Below are 17564 nucleotides of genomic sequence, written 5' to 3'. Positions count from 1 at the left end.
CGTCAGCACTGCGACCGGTTAGCGCCCGTACTGGCCGGGCGCACGTGCGCGGTTCGGGAAGCACTGTCCGCTCGAATAATTGTAGTCATAGCCGTCGGGACAAAGTCCGCCGCGGGTTCTGTAGGAGTCGGGGCGCCCATATTCGCCGGGCGCTCGCGCACGGTTCGGATAGCAACTGCCGTTCGAGTAATTATAGTCGTAGCCGTCCGGGCAAAGGCCGCCGCGGCGCCGATAGCTCGGTTCGGGGGCCGTGTAGGTGCCGGGCGCATGATAGTCGTTGGGATAGCAGCGGCCGTTCGAGTGGTTGAAGTCATAGCCATGCGGACACTGCCCGCCGGGGCCCCCTCTGAATTGAACTTGCTCCACTACCGGTGCTGGCGATGCAGCAGGCAGGGTTGCAAATGCAATCAGGCCGGCCAGCGCAAGCTCAATCATGACGTCTCCTCCAAATTACGGGGACAAGCGTAGCAGGATTTGTGTCCCACGAAACGACCTGCTGATTGACGCATGGCCGGGCTGAACCCTGCATGAACCGGAATTCGACTGCGACGACGCGCCATAGTACCCAAGTCCTCGCATCGGCTCGCCTCGAAAGCCTCGCTAGACCGCCTTCGAACTGCCCGCCGCGAGCCGGCTGAGGCCGGCTTCGATGATCGCGATCTCCTCGTCGATGTGGCCGATCGGCAGGCTGAAGTCGTAGCCGGACCTGCTCTTCAGATCGACCGCAAGCCGCTGTCGGTGCATCATCAGCTCGTCGAGGCCGCGTCGGTTCTTCAGTCGGACATAGATGTCGACGATCTGCTCAATCGCGCTCGGCATGAAATCGGTCCCGGCGAAAAAAGCCCGCGGCGCACCCACGCCGGCGGGACAATTTCGGTGTCGCGGTACGCAATACAAATCCGCGACGGATTCGTCGATACGCCAGGCTGGTTGAGATCGAGTTACCGTCAGATGATTTCGTGATTGCCGAGTACGAAAAAGCTGCTGGCGATCACGCCAGCGGCCAAATCCGGGTTCGAAAACGGATACGGCTTGAAATGTCGCCAGCCCCGGTTGGTCCACGTTCTAACGCCAATCCTGAATCTCTCTGTTAAAAACCAAACACAGGAGCCGTCTGTTTCCCCACTTGCCGTCTGACCGTGACGGCGCGGCAACGCTAATCCGTGACACAGAAATATTTGCGCGGCAGCCTGCGGTAGGCGCTGTAGCGGTAATACGGCCGGTACGCGTACCCGCGATAGAGTGCCGGCGGCTCCTCGCCGTAATAGGCGCCATGGTAGAAATTGGTGACCGGCCCTTCCGCGCAGCGATAAGTGTCCCAGGTCGGGCCGATGAAGGGCGCCACTCCAACCTCAGGCGGAACCGCCGGATAGGGCGGTTCGCCGGCACGCGCCGCAGTGGTCGCGATCAGCGCCGCGAGAAGGACAAACCACACGCTCCGCATGCGCTCGCTCCACGCCAATGTCATGTGTGCATGGAAACACCGGACCGGCCGCCTCCGCAATCGCGGAATTCATCGTGCACCCTCGCCCGGCGCATTGTTGATAACCGGCGCAAACGCCGCGCGGGTGGTGACAGGACGTCCGGACGTGTTATCGGGGGATGACGCAGTTGCGAGACGGATCGGACACCCATGCGCATTACCCTCGTCGGCTCCCGCCATTTCGGCGTGACCACCCTGAACATGCTCCGGGAGCACGGCGTCTCGATCGTGCGGGTCGTGGTGGCCGACGCCGAGGATCGCCTCGCCGCGACGGCCAAGGCGGCGGGCATCGACGTCGTGGTCCAGGCCAACCCCAAGCTGGTGGTGGCCTCCGAGATCGCACCCGACACCGATCTGATCGTCACCGCGCACAGCCACGCCCGGATCGGCCAGGACGCGCTCGCCGCGGCGAAGCTGGGCGGGATTGGCTATCACCCCTCGCTGCTGCCGCGTCATCGCGGCAAGGCCGCCGTGGAATGGACCATCAAGGAAGGCGATCCGATCGCCGGTGGCACGATCTATCACCTCGCCGACCGCATGGACGCCGGCGCCATCGCCGCCCAGGAATGGTGCTTCGTCAAGAAGGGCGAGACCGCGCGGGAGCTGTGGGAGCGCGCGCTCGCCCCGCTCGGGCTCAAATTGCTGGCCGACGTGATCGATTATGCCAAGGTCCACAAGGCGCTACCGTCCAAGACACAGGACGAGCAGTTCGCGACCTCGGCGCCAAGTCTTTCGTGAGCCACTCTCCTGACGTTTACCCTTAACGTGAAGGGGCGTTGATTCTGCTTCGAAAATTGCAGCCGGAAACGCAAATAAACCATTGTTTCCACAGGAACAATTTTCGATTTGGCATTGCACCAAATTTCCGTCACATTTTGTCCGAATAAGCGTCAGCATATCAGACAGATTCAAGGATGGATTTATGCGTTTTGCCCGCATTGCGGCGTTCTGTGCCGCTTCAGTTATCACCCTCGCCGCTCCCGCTTTCGCCCAGACTCCCTATGACGGCAATTGGCAGGTCACCATCGTCACCAAGAGCGGTTCCTGCGAGCCGACCGCAAGCTCCTTGCTGACGGTTGCCGACGGCAAGATTACCGCACCTGGCGCTAACGTTTCCGGCACCATCGGCCGGGAGGGTCTTGTGAAAGTTTCGATCAATGGTGCATATGCCAACGGTCAACTCAGCGGCAACGCCGGATCGGGGAAGTGGAATGGAGCATCTGCAGGCATACCGTGCAGCGGGCGGTGGGAAGCATCGCGCCAATAGGCAGTTCGTGACCAGCGCTCTAAGCCGGCGGCTGCTGATCGCGGCCGCCGTTGTGTTCGCGGCGGGGATTGCCAACTCCGAGAGCAAGGCCCAGTCCGGCCCGTTCGCTCCGCTGGCAGGCAGCTGGAGCGGCTCAGGCACGGTCACCCTGGATGACGGCTCGACCGAGCGGATCCGCTGCCGAGCCAAATACGCTCCGATCGGACCGACCATGGAGTTGTCGCTGACCTGCGCCAGCGACGCCTACAAGTTCAATCTCGGCGCCAACCTCAAGGCTGAAGGCAGCGCCATCGCGGGCAGCTGGTCCGAGGCCAGCCGCAATATCAGCGGCTCCCTTTCGGGCCGCGGCGCCGGCGGAAACTATGAGCTGCTCGCCTCCACCGCTGGCTTCAACGCCAACATCTCGCTGAAAACGTCCGGCAACAAGCAGAACGTCACGATGCGCGCCGATAGCCAGTTCCGCGGCGCCAACATCGCGCTGTCGCGCTAAGGCGATACGAGTAGAATTCCATCGACCCGGCGATCTCGCCGGGTCGATTTTTTATGTGCCCGGCACGTACGCCGTGACCTCGATCTCGACCTTGGCCCGGTCGTCCACGAGACCGCCGATGTAGAGCAAGGTCGAGGGCGGGAAATTGCGCCCCAGCGTTTCCTTCCAGGCCGCGCCGATGCCGGTCCCGGCCATCTCATATTCGCTGCGGCTAGTCAGGTACCAGGTCAGGCGGACGATATGCTCGGGGCCGGCACCGGCCTCGCCCAGCAGCTTGATGATCCGCTTCAGCGCGGTCCCGACCTGCGCTGCCATGTCAGGCGCGTAATTGCCGGTCTCGTCGCCGCCGGTCTGGCCGGCCAGAACCACCCATCGGCCCGGCCCCTCGACCACGACACCATGGGAAAAGCCGCGTGGTTTTTTCCACTCGGCCGGCTGCAAGATGTGCATGAGCGAAGCCCTTCCGTTTTTTGTCCTTGTTCGCTGATGGCTTAGCACGCCGCCCTGCATCGCTGCATCCGCAGATTTGGCCGTTGCAAACGGCGGCGATGTCGCCGATACCGGCGCTCCCTCAGGACCCTCGCCTCCAACATTTGCGCCGATGAACACGACACCGTCCAAAACGATGGCTGCCCTGTGGATGGCGGGCTGGCTGTCCCTGATGCTGGTCATGGCGGTGGCCGGGCGCGAGACCACGCGCGAACTGAATGTATTTCAGATCATGGAAGTGCGTTCGCTGCTAGGATACCTCTTGCTCTCGCCGATCATCTATCGCGCCGGCGGCTTCAAGATGCTCAGGACGTCGCGCCTGCCGCAGCACATCGGGCGCAATTTGGTGCACTATGTTGCGCAACTCGGCTGGTTCTTTGCGCTGACGCTGATCCCGATCGGCCAGGTGGTGGCAATTGAATTCACGATGCCGATCTGGACGGCGCTGCTCGCAGTGAGCTTCCTGTCCGAGCGCATGACCCCGTGGAAGATCGCCGCCATCGTGCTCGGCCTCGTCGGTGTGATCGTCATCGTCCGCCCCGCCACCGGCGAGATCAATCCCGGTCAGCTCATCGCGCTCGGCGCCGCGATGGGCTTTGGCGTGTCCATGGTGCTGGTCAAGTCGCTGACCCGCACCGAAAGCGCGCTATCGATCCTGTTCTGGATGCTGGTGGTGCAATCGGTCGCAGGCTTCATTCCTACGCTGTTCGTCTGGACCTGGCCTTCCGCCTACGTCTGGGCCTGGCTATGCGTGATCGCCGTCTGCGGCACGTTTTCGCATTACTGCCTCGCCAGCGCGATGCGCTATGCGGATGCGACCATCGTCGTTCCCATGGACTTCCTGCGGGTTCCATTGACCGCAACCGCTGGCTGGCTGCTCTATTCCGAGCGGCTTGATACTTGGACGGTGGTCGGCGCCGCGCTGATCCTGTTCGGCAACCTTCTGAATCTGAAGCCAGCTCCCCGGGTTCCGGCTCCCGCACACTGAACCTCGCGCCGCCTCGCGCGACAAAACAAAGTGGCCGTGTGATTTGGATCACGTTGGAGGGGTAATCCACCGTGCAACACTTGGCCGCGAAGCAACAGGTTGCGATCGTTTTGCTTGCACGGCGCCGGGCGATTTCGTGTAGGTTTGCTGCCAATTTGTTGCTGCCTGCAATTCGATTCTGTTGGGGATTCCAGATGCGCACTCTCACCCTCCTCGCTTCGCTGATGTGCATGGCACTGTCGGTCAACGCCGCGAAGGCCGACCGCCGTGTTGCTTTCGTCGTCGGCAACGGCACCTACAAGAACGTCGCACAATTGCCGAACCCGCCGATCGACGCCAAGGCGATGGCGGCAACGCTACGCAATGTCGGCTTCGAGGTGATCGAAGGTTCGAACCTCTCGCGCGACCAGATGACGGAGAAGCTGCTGGACTTCGGCCGCAAGGCGCAGGGCTCCGATGTCGCAGTGTTCTATTATGCCGGTCACGGCATCGCCGTCGGCGGCTCCAACTATCTTCTGCCTGTCGACGCCGACATCAAGTCGGAGATGGACGTCAAGCTCGGTGCCGCCATCAACATCGATCTGACGCTCGAGCAGACCATGGGCGACGCCAAGGTCAAGCTGGTCTTCCTTGACGCTTGCCGCGACAATCCGTTCGCCGCCAAGATCAAGTCGAACTCCGCAACCCGCAGCGTCAACGTGCAGAGCGGTCTTGCCGAGATGAAATCCGGCGAAGGCACGCTGATCGCTTTCGCCACCGGCCCGGGCCAGACCGCGCTCGACGGCCAGGAGGGCAACAACAGCCCGTTCACCCGTGCGCTCATCGACAACATCACCAAGCCTGGTATCGAGATCCAGCAGGCGATGACGTCGGTGCGCGCCCAGGTCAACGAGGAGACCCACAAGGGCCAGCTGCCTTGGGGCCACACCAATTTGATCGGCGCGGTCTATCTCAACCAGGCCCCGACGACCCAGGTCGCCAATGCGGCACCGTCGGCTACTGGCTTCGTGCCAGCGGCAACCGGGGGCAATTCGGACGGTGTCGAGCTCGAATATTGGCGCTCGGTCAAGGAGAGCAACAAGCCGGAAGAGCTCAACGCCTACCTCTCCGCCTACCCGAACGGCCAATTCAAGGCGCTGGCGCTGGCGCGGCTCGCGGCCATCAAGAGCGGCCCCTCGACGGCGACGCGTACCCTCACCGCTGGCGTCGATCCCGCGACCTTCACCGATGAGGCTACCCAGCTTACCGAGGACCAGATCGGCCTCGACAAGAACCAGCGCCGAGACGTGCAGCGTCGTCTCGGCGGGCTCGGCTTCGACAACAAACAGACAGGCGTGTTCAGCGACGAGACCCGGTCCGTGCTCAAGCGCTGGCAGGCGGCGCGCGGCTATCCCTCGTCAGGTTACCTCAACAAGCTCCAGCACAAGGCTCTGCTTTCCGAGGTCGTGGCCGGCCCGCCGACTGCGAACGACAACAGCCAGAAAGCAGCCCGCCGCGCCGCCAGCGCCCCCGCGACCAGCAGCGCGCCCGCACCGGCTCCCCATCGCAGCAATGGCGGCGATCCGGCCGGCGCAGCCTTCGTCGGCGGCGTCGTCGGCGGCATGATGGGCGGCATGTTCCGCCGCTGAGGCCCAAGCCAGAGCGAAACACAAAGCCCGGCTCGCGCCGGGCTTTTTCGTTGCCAGCTCCTCATCGTGAGGAGCGCTCCAAAAGAGCGCGTCTCGAAGGACGAAGGCCCGGATACAGCAGCGGGGCATTTGGTTCGAGACGGCGCTGACGCGCCTCGTCAGCAGGGGCGACTTGCTCAGCCTGTGGTCCTACTTTCCCGCGACCTTCCGCAACGCCTCGTTGATGCGGTCCTGCCAGCCGGGGCCGCCCTCCTGGAAATGCTCCAGCACGTCCTGGTCGATGCGCAGCGTGACCTGCTCCTTGATTCCCGGCGTCACATTCTGCTTCGGCGGCGCTATGACGACCTTGGCGGTCACCTTCTTGAACGCTGCCTCAGCCTCCGTCCGGGCGTCGCCCAACGTCCGTGGCCGCCTCGGTGGTTGATCCGCCATGTCCTAGATTCCCTCAAACAGAGCCGTCGAAAGATACCGCTCGGAGAAGGATGGCACCACCACCAGGATGGTTTTCCCCGCTGCTTCCGGCCGTTTGCCGATCCGGAGGGCCGCGGCGATCGCGGCGCCCGAGGAGATGCCGCCCGGAATGCCCTCATGCCGCGCCAGCGCCCGCGAGGTCTCGATCGCCGTGGTCGAGTTAATCTTCACGATCTCGTCGATCACCGAGCGGTCGAGAATATCAGGGACGAAGCCTGCGCCGATGCCCTGGATCTTGTGCGGCGTGTGCTGGCCGCCCGACAGCACCGGGCTCTCCTCAGGCTCGACTGCGACCACGCGCAGCGAGGGCTTGCGCGGCTTCAGCACCTGGCCGACGCCAGTGATGGTGCCGCCGGTGCCGACGCCGGCGACGAAGAAGTCGATGTTGCCGCCGGTGTCCTTCCAGATCTCCTCCGCGGTGGTGAGGCGATGCACCTCGGGATTAGCGAGGTTCTTGAACTGCTGCGGCATCACCGAATTCGGCGTCGTCTTCAACAGCTCTTCGGCGGTTGCGATCGCGCCCTTCATGCCCTGTGCTGCCGGGGTCAGCACCAGCTCTGCGCCGAGAAACGCCAGCATCTTGCGTCGTTCAATCGACATCGATTCCGGCATGACCAGCTTGAGCCTGTAGCCGCGCGAGGCGGCGACGAAGGCCAGCGCGATGCCTGTATTGCCGGAGGTCGGCTCGATCAGCACGGTGTCCGGCTTGACGATGCCGGCCTTCTCCATGGCGATGATCATGGCCGCCCCGATGCGATCCTTCACGCTTGCGGCGGGATTGAAATATTCAAGTTTTGCCAAAATGGTCGCGTTCACGCCGTGCATGCCCGGCAGCCGGCGCAAGCGCACGATCGGCGTGTCGCCAAAAGCATCGACGATCGAATCATAGATCCGGCCGCGGCCGGGTTGGTGCGCTGCACCCGTAGTGGACGATGCGTCCATGATGAACTCCTGTGGCGACAATTTGCGCTTCTGTTGCAGCTCTTGCGCAGTTACAGACAGCCTGCGGCGACACGCAAGCGACATTGCGGCACATGTTAAATACGCTGCATCGCAAAACCGCGTGAGCTCTCATTATCAGAAAACCAACGCATTTGTGTTGCGACCTCGTCAACTGATTCTGCTTATGTTAGACTTAGGTCTCAAGCAGAGAGGTCACCACGATGTCAGCAGTCGCTGAAGTGTTGTCGACCGTCGCGCTGAACCGCGATCCGCGTTCCAGTGAGTTGCCCACCTGTCCCGTCTGTGCGGACTCCATGGTCGCCGCCGAAGGTTCTGCTTACGTCTCGGACCATGTGATCAGCTATCTCTGGACCTGCGACAATTGCGGCTACGGCTTCGTGACCAAGCATGCCATCAAGCAGCGCTTCCTCTGCAACTGACCTTGTGCAATTGACCTAACGTGGGGCGATGTCGCCTCTTGCCCAGTTCTCGCGCGTAAGCCGATAGAACTCCTCGAAAGTGCGCTGCGCGATCGCGTTCCTGATGCCCTGCATCAGGAACTGGTAATAGGCGATATTGATCTCGGACAGCAGCATCGCACCCAGCGTCTCGCCCGCCTTGACGAGATGGTGCAAATAGGCGCGCGCGTAGCTGCGCGCCGACGGCCAGGAGCTCTCTTCGTCGAGCGGACGGGAATCGTCGGCGTGGCGCGCGTTGCGCAAATTCACCTGGCCAAAGCGTGTGAAGGCTACGCCATGTCGGCCATTGCGCGTCGGCATCACGCAATCGAACATATCGATGCCGCGCTTGACTGCCTCGAGGATGTCGTCCGGTGTGCCGACTCCCATCAGATAGCGCGGCCGTTCTCTCGGCAGCAGCGGCGCTGTCTCGTCGATCATCGCCAGCATCACCGCCTGCGGTTCACCGACGGCGAGACCGCCAATCGCATAACCATGGAAACCGATCTCGACGAGGCCTTGCGCGCTGGCATGGCGAAGCTGGGGTATGTCGCCGCCCTGCACGATGCCGAACAGCATGTAGCCGTCGGGCGCGCTCTCGAAGGCGCGCTTGCTTCGCTCGGCCCAGCGCAGCGACAATTGCATCGCGCGGTCGATGTCGGCGGGCTCGGCGGGCAGCCGCACGCATTCGTCCATCTGCATGGCGATATCGGAGCCGAGCAAACGCTGCACCTCGATCGAGCGCTCCGGCGACAGTTCGACCTTGGCACCGTCGATATGCGAACGGAACGTGACGGCCTGCTCGCTGACCTTACGCAAATCCGCCAGCGACATCACCTGGAAGCCGCCGGAATCCGTCAGCATCGGCCCGTTCCAGCCGGTGAGTCTCTGCAGGCCGCCAAGCGCCGCGATCCGCTCGGCGCCGGGACGCAGCATCAGATGATAGGTATTGCCAAGCACGATGTCGGCACCGGCGTCGCGCACCTCGCGCCAGTGCATGCCCTTCATCGCGCCGGCGGTACCGACCGGCATGAAGGCGGGCGTGCGCACCACGCCGTGCGGCGTGGTCAGGCGCCCGGTGCGCGCGGCGCCATCGGTGGCGAGCAGTTCAAAATGGTTGGGCAGACCAGTGTCAGGGCGATTCATGACGGTGCTTATTGCGTGTCGGAGGCGGCCGATCAACCCGCTCAGGCGGAGCTTCGGCCCGCTTATGACCCAGACTGGGACACGCCGGACATGGATATTTGGGCCACGGATATCTGCGCCCGCAGCGCTTGTTAAACAAAACGATACAGTGTAGTTTCATCTGGGGCTGGACGAAATGCCGCGGCGATGTCGCCGACGGCGGTAAATGCGTGATCGCTAGCCACCGACAATGCCCTTCCCTCTAAGTTCGACTGACATCTCCGGCCGTTCGCATGGCGGGACAAGGCAGACAGGCGCCCGCCTGATCGGATTGCTGGTCCTGACGTGCAGCTTGGCGCTCGGCGCCTGCACCTCCCTGCCCCGCACGCCCTATACGGCCACCGAAGCCAGCACATCGCGCGTGCTCGATATCGACGGGCTCCGCCGCTACGCCGACGACCCCGTCACGAAGTTCAGCTTCGAGAAGGACACCAGCACCGCGACGAAGTCCTACCTGGCGCTGTCAGGCGGCGGCGCCGATGGCGCCTACGGCGTCGGCGTGCTCAACGGCTGGACCGCGGCCAGAACCCGTCCCACCTTCTCCGTCGTCTCGGGCGTGAGCACCGGCGGCCTGATTGCTCCCTTTGCGTTTCTCGGCTCGCAATATGACGACACGCTGAAGGAGGTCTACACCAGCGGTATCGCGGAGAGCCTGTTGAGCGATCCCAGCATCATGCGCGTGCTGTTCGGATCTGGCCTGTTCGGCAACACGCGGCTGCGTGAGCTCGTCGCCCGTTATGTAGGGTCCGAGATCATGGCGCAGATCGCGCGCGAAAACGCCAAGGGGCGGAAGTTGCTAGTGGTGACGACCGATCTCGACACGCAGCGGACCGCCATCTGGGACATGGGCAAGATCGCCGCCGTCGGCACGCCCGAGGCGCTCAAGCTGTTTCGCGACGTAATGGCGGCGTCCGCCAGTATACCCCTGGTGTTTCCGCCGATCATGATCGACGCCGAAGGCCAGGGCCGCAGGTTTCAGGAGATGCATGTCGACGGCGGCGTGACGGCGCCGGTGCTGACGCTGCCGGAAGCCCTGCTGTTCCAGGGCAGTCGCCTGCCCGGCACTGCGAGAATGGAGATCTACATCCTCGTCAACAAGAAGATCGAACGCAACTTCGAGCTCGTCTCCAACAGCACCATCGACGTTGCTTCACGCAGCCTGTCGTCGATCACCCAGTCGCAGACCCGTTCGATCATCTTCTCGACCTATGATTTTGCCAGGCGCAACCGCCTTGGCTTTCATCTCTCCTACATCGCGCGCGACTATCCGGCGGCTCCCTCGGAAGGGTTCGACACCGCCTATATGCGAGCGCTGTATCAGTACGGATATGAGAAGGCGGCTTCAGGCCAGGCCTGGACTTCGACGCTTCCGTGAGACCTCACGGAGGAACGAGGCCGGGTCGAGACCGTTGACGATGCGGCCATTTCGGCCAGATTAGCCATGACGCACCGGTTGCTGCGCGTTATAGAGCAATGACTGATGTCACGACCGCGCAGGAATCATTGGGCATGGGATTGACTGCGACCAGGACAAGAGCGGCTGCGGCGCGGCGCGAGGTGCCGAAATCACGCGGCGGGCGGCCGACGAAATCGGCCGCGATCGAGCGCGATCAGCGGCTGATCGAGGTCGCCACCCGCTTGTTCCTGGATCGCGGCTTCGACGCCACCTCGCTCGATGCGGTCGCGGAAGCGGCCCGGGTAAGTAAGCCCACCGTCTATGCCCGTTACGGCGACAAGCGCGGATTGTTCGCCGCCGTGCTGAGGCGCGAGATCGCGCGCTGGCTTGCACCGCTATCCGCGGCCGCAGAGATGCAGCTCGGCAGCGCCTCGGACATCTCGGTCGAGCAGCGGCTGGTCGAGATCGGGCGGGAGATGTTGACCTTCACCTGCGGTCCCGATGCCGTTGCCTTCAGCCGCATGATGACGTCGCAGGCCATCAACTTCCCTGATATCGCCAAGCTCGGCAAGGAGGAAGGCTGGCTCAAGGCCGTCGCCACAACGGCACGCTTCTTCGACCATCTGGTGGCGCAAGGCGCGCTCGACGTCGACGACACCACCATAGCAGCCGAGGTGTTTCTCGACGTCGTCGTCGGTCACAACCATCGCCTGGCGACGTTTGGAACGCCGCCGGAGATGAAGGTCGCGGAAAAGCGCATGCGCGCTGCGATCAAACTGTTCCTGGCCGGTGCGTTGGGATCTGCGGACCGGGTCCAGAGCGCTGCGAAGGGCACGCAGCGGCGGCGCCCATCCCGCTGACAATTCCGTGAGGTTGCGAATCTTTCCAAGAGAACCGCACCCGCGCCGTTGACCAAAACAAAACGATACGGTATGGTTAAATTATAGGGCGATGCGGATCGCTTTTTCACCAGCCCCAAAGAGGTCCGCACCGCTTCGATCGCCGCGGCGGGCCTAGCCCGTCACGACGCTCAGCGGCCGACCGATGCCCAAGGTCGGCCGCGAATTCTTTACGATCATCCGGCACACTCGCTGGCCGAGGGTTTCGAGCATGACGACCGCCAAACCATGGACCTCGGGCTTGCTTGCGATCGCCCTGTCCGCATTCCTCGTCGCAGCGCCGGCGCGAGCGATCGTGAGTACGGGCACGTCGGCCGCCCTATACAGCAACACAGATGGTGACACCGAGGCCGATCGCCAAGCGGTCAGTCGCGAGATCGAGCGCTTCCGCAGCTCGTCGATCTCGATCAGCCAGGCCATGGCGATTGCGGAAGCCCGCCACGCCGGCGCCACGACGGCGGATGTGAGTTTCGATGGAGCCTCCGGCGTGCCGGTCTACCGGGTGAAGACCCTGCACAATGACCGGATCTGGCGCCACACCATCAATGCCGCGACCGGCGAGCTCGTCGGCGGGGAAGCTGCCCTTCCCCTCGCCGAGCTCGATCTGGACGACCGCAGCAACCTCGCCGCGCTCGGCGCCATCAAGCATCGCCTTGCGGATGCGGTGCACGTCGCCGAACGCGCGGCCTCCGGCAAGGCGATCAGCGGCGGCCTGGTGCGCGAACGCGGCCGGCTGAATTTCGCGATCGTCGTCATCAGTGGCGACAACCTCAAGGAGGTCATCCTCGAGCCGCCGGGTGCCCGGGCCAGATAGCTGCGGCCACGAATCCCGTCGAAAAGCCATTGACGGGCACAAAACTCTCCCGCATAAGTTCCCGCCATGTTCACGACCAGCAAACGCACGACGAAAACCACCACGGCCTTAGGGGCCCGGGGAGGCGTGCGCGTGTAGTCGTCGACTAGAACGCAATCCACTCTACCGAAGCCCCGCCCTCGTTGGTCCGGGGCTTTTTTGTTGTCTAATTCTCAAATCAATGGAGGACAAAGTGAGTAACGATCCCGTCGTCGCGATTGTCGGCGTCACCGGCGCGGTGGGCGCCGAATTCATCGCCACCATGGACAAGCGCGGCTTTCGCGTCGGCAAGCTCAAGGCATTGGCCAGCGCACGCTCGGCCGGCAAGACGGTGTCGTTCCGCGGGCAAAACGTCGTCATCGAGGAGCTGACCGAAGGCGCCTTCGAAGGCGTCGACATCGCGCTGTTCTCTGCCGGCGGCGGCATTTCGAAGAAATATGCCCCGATTGCGGTCAAGGCGGGCGCCGTCGTCGTCGACAACTCCTCCGCCTTCCGCATGGATCCGAACGTGCCGCTGGTGATCCCCGAGGTCAACGGCAACCGCATCCGCGAGCACAAGGGCATCATCGCCAACCCGAACTGCGCCGCGATCACGGCGCTGGTGCCGCTGTGGCCGATCCACCAGAACAACCGCATCAAGCGCGTGATCATCTCGACCTACCAGGCGGCCTCCGGCGCCGGCGCTGCCGCGATGGAGGAGCTGGTCGAATCCACCCGCGCTAACCTCAACGGGCAGGTCTATACGCCGAAGGTGATGCCGCATCCCTACGCCTTCAACCTCTTCAACCACAACACGGCGATCGACCACGAGACCGGCTACAACGACGAAGAGACCAAGGTCATCAACGAAACCCGCAAGATCTTCGAGGACGACAAGATCGCGATCGGCGTCACCTGCGTGCGCGTGCCGGTGCTGCGGGCTCATTGTGAGGCCATCACCTTCGAATGCGAGAAGCCGATCAGCGAGGACCAGGTCCGCGCCATCATGGCGCGAGCGCCCGGCGTCAAGATCGTCGACGACCGCGCCAGGAACTACTTCCCGATGCCGATCGACGCATCGGGCCAGGACGACGTCCTGGTCGGCCGCATCCGCAAGGACCTCAGCGATCCCAGCGGCCATTCGATCTCGATGTTCGTGGCAGCGGATCAGCTGCTCAAGGGCGCGGCGCTGAACGCGGTGCAGATCGCGGAGTTGTTGCCGCAGCGCGTGATGGCGTAACGGCTACGTCGGGTGGGCACGGCGCGACGCGCCTTTGCCCACCTTACGGCTCTGCCCGAAACAACAAACAGGCATCCCCATACGAATAAAACCGGTATCCGTGCGCGATCGCATGCGCATAGGCTTGCTGCATCGCCTCCAGCCCCGAGAAGGCCGACACCAGCATGAACAGCGTCGACTTCGGCAGATGGAAATTGGTCAGCAGAACATCGACGGCGCGGAAGCGATAGCCGGGGGTGATGAAGATCGACGTCTCGGCCGCGAATGGCTGGATGGCTCCGTCCTCGGCGGCGGCGCTTTCCAGGACCCGCAGCGACGTGGTGCCAACCGCGATGATACGGCCGCCGTTCTTGCGCGCGGTGTTGAGCCGCTCCGCCGTCTCGGCCGAGATCGTGCCCCACTCGGCATGCATCCTGTGGCGTTCGGTGTCGTCCACCTTCACCGGCAGGAACGTCCCGGCACCGACATGCAGCGTGATGCGGTTGATGCCGACGCCGCGGTCGCGCAGCGCCTGCTCCAGCGCCGGCGTGAAATGCAGCCCGGCTGTCGGCGCCGCAACGGCGCCTTCGTTCGCTGCGAACATGGTTTGGTAGTCGGCGAGGTCCTGATCATCCGGCGTGCGTTTCGAGGCAATGTAGGGCGGCAGCGGCGGGCTGCCGAGATCGGCGATGGCCTGATCCAGCGTCGGGCCGTGGAACGAGAATGACAGCGTCAACTCGCCCTCGGTGCCCTTGGCCTCGACCTCGGCGTCGAGATGGCCGAGCAGGCAGACCTTGCCGTCGTTGCCGAAGCGGATGCGGTCGCCGGCTGTGAGCTTCTTCGCCGGCTTCACCAGCGCCTGCCAGCGCGAGCCGTCGAGGCGCTTGATCAGCGTCGCCTCGATCTTCGGCTCGGTCTCGCGGCCGATGCGGCGGCCTTTCAATTGCGCGGCGATCACCTTGGTGTCGTTGACGACGAGCTGGTCGCCCGGCTTCAGCCATTGCGGCAGATCAGCGATGACCTGGTCGCGTAGCGTGCCGTTATCGACAACCAGCATCTTCGCGGAGTCGCGCGGGCTCGCCGGGCGCAATGCGATGCACTCGGCGGGCAGGTCGAAATCGAACAGATCAGTGCGCATGTCGGGCTCAACGCCACAGAGTCACTCCTCATCCTGAGGAGCGCGGAACGCGCGTCTCGAAGGATGAAGGCCCCGCTGCTCGAGCTCGGCCTTCATGGTTCGAGACGGCGCCGCGCGCCTCCTCACGATGAGGATCGAGCGGCTACTCCGCGTCAGCCGCCATCCGCGCCTTGACGATCTTGTCGGGGTTCTGCACCGGCTCGCCGCGCTTGATCTTGTCGACGTTCTCCATGCCCTCCGTGACCTTGCCCCACACCGTGTACTGGTTGTCGAGAAAGCGGGCGTCGTCGAACACGATGAAGAACTGGCTGTCACCGGAATCAGGGCTGGCGGCACGCGCCATCGAAGTGACGCCGCGCACATGCGGCTCCTTGTTGAACTCGGCCTTCAGCTTCTGGCCGGAACCGCCGGTGCCGGTGCCCTGCGGGCAGCCGGTCTGCGCCATGAAGCCGTCGATCACGCGATGGAACACGATGCCGTCGTAGAAGCCTTCGCGCACCAGCTCCTTGATGCGCGCGACGTGGCCGGGCGCGAGGTCAGGCCGCATCTCGATGGTGACGGGGCCCTGCGTGGTCTCGAGGATCAGGGTGTTTTCGGTGGCGCTCATGCTCGTCTCTCTTGGGTTGGGGGTGAAGTCCTGTCAGGTGAAGTTTTGCGGTTGCGAAACTGGATCGCGAAAGGACGCCCCGCAGCGGCGCCGGCCATCGCATCGGTAAATGGCATCGGCGTGCAGCGTTGCAATGCCTCCATCACCGCGACCCGGTATTGCAGCCGGTCATCGTCGGAAGCCTCCGCGGATTCATAGGTAATCCTCGGATGGCCCAGAATGTTTCCGGCCCGGTTAAAGCTCACGACGACGGTGATGTCGATGGGGCGGGCCCTGGCGGCGGGCGGCGGCTTCCAGCAGGTGCGCAGATGCCGGAAGACGTCCTGGATGGTGTTGACCTGCGCGTCCTCGGCGGCCGCGCCGGAGACGCCAAGCAGCAGCACCGCGGCAACCAGCAGGAGCTTGCCACCGCAGCGCGCCATCGCCTCTCCTACTTGATGTCGGAAGCGACCTGCACCTTCACCATCTTGTCGGGATCGGTGACGGTGCCGCCGCTTGATCCGGGAGGCGCCTTCTTCAGCTTGTCGACGACGTCCATGCCCTGCACGACCTCGCCAATCACGGTGTACTGGTTGTCGAGGCTGCCGCCGTCGGCGAACATGATGAAGAATTGCGAATTGGCGGTGTCGACGCTGTCGCCGCGCCGGGCCATGCCGACGATGCCGCGGGCAAAATGCACCTTGGAGAATTCCTGCTTCAGGTTCGGATATTTCGAGCCGCCGGTGCCGTTGAAATTCTGGCCGTCGCCGGTCTGCGCCATGAAGCCGTCCATGACGCGGTGGAACGGCACGTTGTTGTAATAGCCCTCGCGCGCGAGTTGCTTGATGCGCTCGGCGTGCTGGGGCGCAAGGTCCGTCCGCAGCTTGATGACGATGCGGCCCTTGGTGCTGTCGATGACGATGGCGTTGGCCTTGTCGAGGCCGGCCGGCAAGGTTTGCGCGAAGGCCGGCACCGCGAACAGAACCGCGGCAAGAACTGCGAGAATTCGGATCATGACAACTCCGGATCAGAGATAGGAAAGGAAACGCGCCGTTATCAGGCGAATTTTGCCTTGAGCTGTGCCGCAACCAGCGGCGGGACGAAGGCCGAGACATCCCCGCCCATGGCGGCGATCTGGCGCACCAAAGTGGCGGTGATCGGGCGGACCATGGGAGAGGCCGGCAGGAAGACCGTATGCACCTCGGGCGCCATGGCCTCGTTCATGCCGGCGAGCTGCATCTCGTAGTCGAGGTCGGTGCCGTCGCGCAGGCCCCGAATCATGATCGTCGCACCATGCTTGCGCGCCGAGGTCACCGACAGATCGTCAAACGTCACGGCCTCAAGCACGCAGCCGGCCTGGGCCGCCACCGGCCCGCAGACGTCATGCAGCATCTTCAGCCGCTCCTCGGTCGAGAACAGCGGCTTCTTGCCGGGGTGTACCCCGATTGCGACAACGAGCCTGTCGCACAGCGACGCGCTGTGCCGGACCACGTCCAGATGGCCGTTGGTGATGGGGTCGAAGGAACCTGGATAGAAGGCAATGCGCGGCATGGCCACGTCCTACCGCGCCCGGCCCGGCCCGGCAAGCCGGTCAGGTTCCCTGGCGGTTTTTGCGCAAACCGTGTCGGAATGCCCCGAATCGTTTCGTCCTGAGGGCGGCCACGAAACAAAACGGAGCACGAACGAAACCATTTCCCACGTCCGCGAAGACGTCCGGAAACTGGCCATGGTTACTAATCCAGTCAACGAACGACGGGCCGCGCACTGGGCGTAGCGGCCGCATCACAGGGGACTGTCAATGATCAAGGCTCTCTCGGCGATCGCCATCTCTGCGTGTGTTGCTGCCGCCCTCACCCTCCTGCCCGGCTTCGCCCCGACCGTCGAAGCGAGCGTGCCGCAGCCGCTCGCCAAGAGCGACAGGCTTGATATCCGCAGCATCGGCAAGGACTGCTCGCAGCAGGCCTGGCCGAAATTCGAGGCCTCCTGCCTTCGCCAGGCCGGCACCAAGGGCAATGTCCGTGAGGCACGCCTCGTGAGCGCCGACCGCACCCCGTAGTCGGCTCTGTCAGTTTCGCGTCAGGTAACCCCCCGAG

General features: G+C 63.8%; 23 protein-coding genes. 11 read left to right on the top strand and 12 right to left on the bottom strand.

All coding sequences use genetic code 11. The features are described 5' to 3' along the window. Positions 1–18: 18 nt before the first annotated feature. The 3 genes from IVA88_RS20630 to IVA88_RS20620 all read right to left on the bottom strand — a co-directional run bounded on the left by IVA88_RS20630 (position 19) and on the right by IVA88_RS20620 (position 1444). Positions 19–435 carry a hypothetical protein gene (locus IVA88_RS20630; protein ID WP_247499023.1) on the bottom strand — a complete coding sequence of 139 codons (417 nt, stop codon included), beginning with the start codon at positions 433–435 and terminating at the stop codon, positions 19–21. A gap of 165 nt (positions 436–600) precedes the next feature. Next, positions 601–819 (bottom strand): hypothetical protein, encoded by a 219-nt coding sequence (locus IVA88_RS20625; RefSeq protein ID WP_247499022.1) that lies wholly within the window; start codon positions 817–819, stop codon positions 601–603. A 337-nt stretch (positions 820–1156) separates the two neighbouring features. Then, a complete protein-coding gene (locus IVA88_RS20620; RefSeq protein WP_247499021.1) occupies positions 1157–1444 on the bottom strand; it encodes a hypothetical protein in 288 nt (95 codons plus the stop codon). A 189-nt stretch (positions 1445–1633) separates the two neighbouring features. Here IVA88_RS20620 and IVA88_RS20615 point away from each other — a divergent pair, with 189 nt between their 5' ends. The 3 genes from IVA88_RS20615 to IVA88_RS20605 all read left to right on the top strand — a co-directional run bounded on the left by IVA88_RS20615 (position 1634) and on the right by IVA88_RS20605 (position 3240). Next, on the top strand, positions 1634–2221 hold the full coding sequence (locus tag IVA88_RS20615) for a formyltransferase family protein (protein ID WP_247499020.1): 588 nt from the start codon (positions 1634–1636) through the stop codon (positions 2219–2221). Positions 2222–2405: 184 nt separating this feature from the next. After that, complete coding sequence (locus tag IVA88_RS20610) at positions 2406–2750, top strand: hypothetical protein (RefSeq protein ID WP_007610621.1); 345 nt, start codon at positions 2406–2408, stop codon at positions 2748–2750. After that, positions 2695–3240: a hypothetical protein gene (locus tag IVA88_RS20605; protein WP_247499019.1), complete on the top strand. Its 546-nt coding sequence runs from the start codon at positions 2695–2697 to the stop codon at positions 3238–3240. Before IVA88_RS20610 ends, IVA88_RS20605 begins: the two co-directional genes overlap by 56 nt. A 51-nt stretch (positions 3241–3291) precedes the next feature. Here the strand turns inward: IVA88_RS20605 and IVA88_RS20600 are convergent, their stop codons facing one another. Beyond that, the gene (locus tag IVA88_RS20600; protein ID WP_247499018.1) at positions 3292–3690 is read right to left on the bottom strand and encodes a RidA family protein; all 399 of its coding nucleotides are present in this window, start codon (positions 3688–3690) and stop codon (positions 3292–3294) included. Between the two features lie 151 nt (positions 3691–3841). Between IVA88_RS20600 and IVA88_RS20595 the strand changes: the two genes are divergently transcribed. Together IVA88_RS20595 and IVA88_RS20590 are read left to right on the top strand one after the other, a co-directional pair. Further along, a complete protein-coding gene (locus tag IVA88_RS20595; protein ID WP_247499017.1) occupies positions 3842–4717 on the top strand; it encodes a DMT family transporter in 876 nt (291 codons plus the stop codon). Between the two features lie 194 nt (positions 4718–4911). After that, complete coding sequence (locus tag IVA88_RS20590; protein WP_247499016.1) at positions 4912–6345, top strand: caspase family protein; 1434 nt, start codon at positions 4912–4914, stop codon at positions 6343–6345. A 189-nt stretch (positions 6346–6534) separates the two neighbouring features. On the opposite strand, the gene IVA88_RS20585 is transcribed toward IVA88_RS20590, so the two are convergent. Continuing rightward, positions 6535–6777, bottom strand: a complete 243-nt coding sequence (locus tag IVA88_RS20585; RefSeq protein ID WP_247499015.1) for a BrnA antitoxin family protein — start codon at positions 6775–6777, stop codon at positions 6535–6537. A 3-nt stretch (positions 6778–6780) separates the two neighbouring features. Then, positions 6781–7758: a cysteine synthase A gene (cysK, locus tag IVA88_RS20580; RefSeq protein WP_247499014.1), complete on the bottom strand. Its 978-nt coding sequence runs from the start codon at positions 7756–7758 to the stop codon at positions 6781–6783. Between the two features lie 221 nt (positions 7759–7979). On the opposite strand from cysK, the gene IVA88_RS20575 reads away from it, so the two are divergent. Continuing rightward, the gene (locus tag IVA88_RS20575; protein ID WP_247499013.1) at positions 7980–8198 is read left to right on the top strand and encodes a hypothetical protein; all 219 of its coding nucleotides are present in this window, start codon (positions 7980–7982) and stop codon (positions 8196–8198) included. Positions 8199–8213: 15 nt separating this feature from the next. Here the strand turns inward: IVA88_RS20575 and tgt are convergent, their stop codons facing one another. Next, entirely contained in the window at positions 8214–9362 is a 1149-nt protein-coding gene (gene tgt / locus IVA88_RS20570) for a tRNA guanosine(34) transglycosylase Tgt (RefSeq protein WP_247499012.1), read from the bottom strand. 256 nt (positions 9363–9618) lie between these two features. Here tgt and IVA88_RS20565 point away from each other — a divergent pair, with 256 nt between their 5' ends. The 4 genes from IVA88_RS20565 to IVA88_RS20550 all read left to right on the top strand — a co-directional run bounded on the left by IVA88_RS20565 (position 9619) and on the right by IVA88_RS20550 (position 13768). Next, positions 9619–10776, top strand: a complete 1158-nt coding sequence (locus IVA88_RS20565) for a patatin-like phospholipase family protein (RefSeq protein WP_247500368.1) — start codon at positions 9619–9621, stop codon at positions 10774–10776. Between the two features lie 134 nt (positions 10777–10910). Then, positions 10911–11657 (top strand): TetR/AcrR family transcriptional regulator, encoded by a 747-nt coding sequence (locus tag IVA88_RS20560; RefSeq protein WP_247500367.1) that lies wholly within the window; start codon positions 10911–10913, stop codon positions 11655–11657. A 250-nt stretch (positions 11658–11907) separates the two neighbouring features. Further along, on the top strand, positions 11908–12510 hold the full coding sequence (locus IVA88_RS20555; RefSeq protein ID WP_247499011.1) for a PepSY domain-containing protein: 603 nt from the start codon (positions 11908–11910) through the stop codon (positions 12508–12510). Between the two features lie 220 nt (positions 12511–12730). Beyond that, positions 12731–13768 carry an aspartate-semialdehyde dehydrogenase gene (locus tag IVA88_RS20550; RefSeq protein ID WP_247499010.1) on the top strand — a complete coding sequence of 346 codons (1038 nt, stop codon included), beginning with the start codon at positions 12731–12733 and terminating at the stop codon, positions 13766–13768. A 43-nt stretch (positions 13769–13811) separates the two neighbouring features. Here IVA88_RS20550 and queA read toward each other — a convergent pair whose 3' ends face one another. From queA to coaD, 5 genes are all read right to left on the bottom strand, one after another. Next, complete coding sequence (queA, locus tag IVA88_RS20545; RefSeq protein ID WP_247499009.1) at positions 13812–14885, bottom strand: tRNA preQ1(34) S-adenosylmethionine ribosyltransferase-isomerase QueA; 1074 nt, start codon at positions 14883–14885, stop codon at positions 13812–13814. 142 nt (positions 14886–15027) lie between these two features. Continuing rightward, on the bottom strand, positions 15028–15492 hold the full coding sequence (locus IVA88_RS20540) for a peptidylprolyl isomerase (protein WP_247499008.1): 465 nt from the start codon (positions 15490–15492) through the stop codon (positions 15028–15030). Then, positions 15489–15914, bottom strand: coding sequence for a hypothetical protein (locus IVA88_RS20535; protein ID WP_247499007.1), 426 nt, complete (start codon positions 15912–15914; stop codon positions 15489–15491). The genes IVA88_RS20540 and IVA88_RS20535 overlap by 4 nt, the downstream gene beginning before the upstream one ends. An 8-nt stretch (positions 15915–15922) precedes the next feature. Next, positions 15923–16486: a peptidylprolyl isomerase gene (locus IVA88_RS20530; RefSeq protein WP_247499006.1), complete on the bottom strand. Its 564-nt coding sequence runs from the start codon at positions 16484–16486 to the stop codon at positions 15923–15925. Between the two features lie 41 nt (positions 16487–16527). Beyond that, complete coding sequence (gene coaD / locus IVA88_RS20525; RefSeq protein ID WP_247499005.1) at positions 16528–17022, bottom strand: pantetheine-phosphate adenylyltransferase; 495 nt, start codon at positions 17020–17022, stop codon at positions 16528–16530. A gap of 247 nt (positions 17023–17269) precedes the next feature. Here coaD and IVA88_RS20520 point away from each other — a divergent pair, with 247 nt between their 5' ends. After that, positions 17270–17527 carry a hypothetical protein gene (locus IVA88_RS20520; protein ID WP_247499004.1) on the top strand — a complete coding sequence of 86 codons (258 nt, stop codon included), beginning with the start codon at positions 17270–17272 and terminating at the stop codon, positions 17525–17527. Positions 17528–17564: the final 37 nt, after the last annotated feature.

Origin of the sequence: Bradyrhizobium sp. 149 (genome assembly GCF_023073915.1) — a bacterium.
Lineage (GTDB): Bacteria > Pseudomonadota > Alphaproteobacteria > Rhizobiales > Xanthobacteraceae > Bradyrhizobium.
This window is presented reverse-complemented; position numbering and strand designations above follow the sequence as displayed.

Bases quoted from the DNA above. Each gene is read 5' to 3' on its own strand.
- IVA88_RS20630 (WP_247499023.1), bottom strand. From the start codon at position 435: ATGATTGAGCTTGCGCTGGCCGGCCTGATTGCATTTGCAACCCTGCCT.
- IVA88_RS20625 (WP_247499022.1), bottom strand. From the start codon at position 819: ATGCCGAGCGCGATTGAGCAGATCGTCGACATCTATGTCCGACTGAAG.
- IVA88_RS20620 (WP_247499021.1), bottom strand. From the start codon at position 1,444: ATGCGGAGCGTGTGGTTTGTCCTTCTCGCGGCGCTGATCGCGACCACT.
- IVA88_RS20615 (WP_247499020.1), top strand. From the start codon at position 1,634: ATGCGCATTACCCTCGTCGGCTCCCGCCATTTCGGCGTGACCACCCTG.
- IVA88_RS20610 (WP_007610621.1), top strand. From the start codon at position 2,406: ATGCGTTTTGCCCGCATTGCGGCGTTCTGTGCCGCTTCAGTTATCACC.
- IVA88_RS20605 (WP_247499019.1), top strand. From the start codon at position 2,695: ATGGAGCATCTGCAGGCATACCGTGCAGCGGGCGGTGGGAAGCATCGC.
- IVA88_RS20600 (WP_247499018.1), bottom strand. From the start codon at position 3,690: ATGCACATCTTGCAGCCGGCCGAGTGGAAAAAACCACGCGGCTTTTCC.
- IVA88_RS20595 (WP_247499017.1), top strand. From the start codon at position 3,842: ATGAACACGACACCGTCCAAAACGATGGCTGCCCTGTGGATGGCGGGC.
- IVA88_RS20590 (WP_247499016.1), top strand. From the start codon at position 4,912: ATGCGCACTCTCACCCTCCTCGCTTCGCTGATGTGCATGGCACTGTCG.
- IVA88_RS20585 (WP_247499015.1), bottom strand. From the start codon at position 6,777: ATGGCGGATCAACCACCGAGGCGGCCACGGACGTTGGGCGACGCCCGG.
- cysK (WP_247499014.1), bottom strand. From the start codon at position 7,758: ATGGACGCATCGTCCACTACGGGTGCAGCGCACCAACCCGGCCGCGGC.
- IVA88_RS20575 (WP_247499013.1), top strand. From the start codon at position 7,980: ATGTCAGCAGTCGCTGAAGTGTTGTCGACCGTCGCGCTGAACCGCGAT.
- tgt (WP_247499012.1), bottom strand. From the start codon at position 9,362: ATGAATCGCCCTGACACTGGTCTGCCCAACCATTTTGAACTGCTCGCC.
- IVA88_RS20560 (WP_247500367.1), top strand. From the start codon at position 10,911: ATGGGATTGACTGCGACCAGGACAAGAGCGGCTGCGGCGCGGCGCGAG.
- IVA88_RS20555 (WP_247499011.1), top strand. From the start codon at position 11,908: ATGACGACCGCCAAACCATGGACCTCGGGCTTGCTTGCGATCGCCCTG.
- IVA88_RS20550 (WP_247499010.1), top strand. From the start codon at position 12,731: ATGGAGGACAAAGTGAGTAACGATCCCGTCGTCGCGATTGTCGGCGTC.
- queA (WP_247499009.1), bottom strand. From the start codon at position 14,885: ATGCGCACTGATCTGTTCGATTTCGACCTGCCCGCCGAGTGCATCGCA.
- IVA88_RS20540 (WP_247499008.1), bottom strand. From the start codon at position 15,492: ATGAGCGCCACCGAAAACACCCTGATCCTCGAGACCACGCAGGGCCCC.
- IVA88_RS20535 (WP_247499007.1), bottom strand. From the start codon at position 15,914: ATGGCGCGCTGCGGTGGCAAGCTCCTGCTGGTTGCCGCGGTGCTGCTG.
- IVA88_RS20530 (WP_247499006.1), bottom strand. From the start codon at position 16,486: ATGATCCGAATTCTCGCAGTTCTTGCCGCGGTTCTGTTCGCGGTGCCG.
- coaD (WP_247499005.1), bottom strand. From the start codon at position 17,022: ATGCCGCGCATTGCCTTCTATCCAGGTTCCTTCGACCCCATCACCAAC.
- IVA88_RS20520 (WP_247499004.1), top strand. From the start codon at position 17,270: ATGATCAAGGCTCTCTCGGCGATCGCCATCTCTGCGTGTGTTGCTGCC.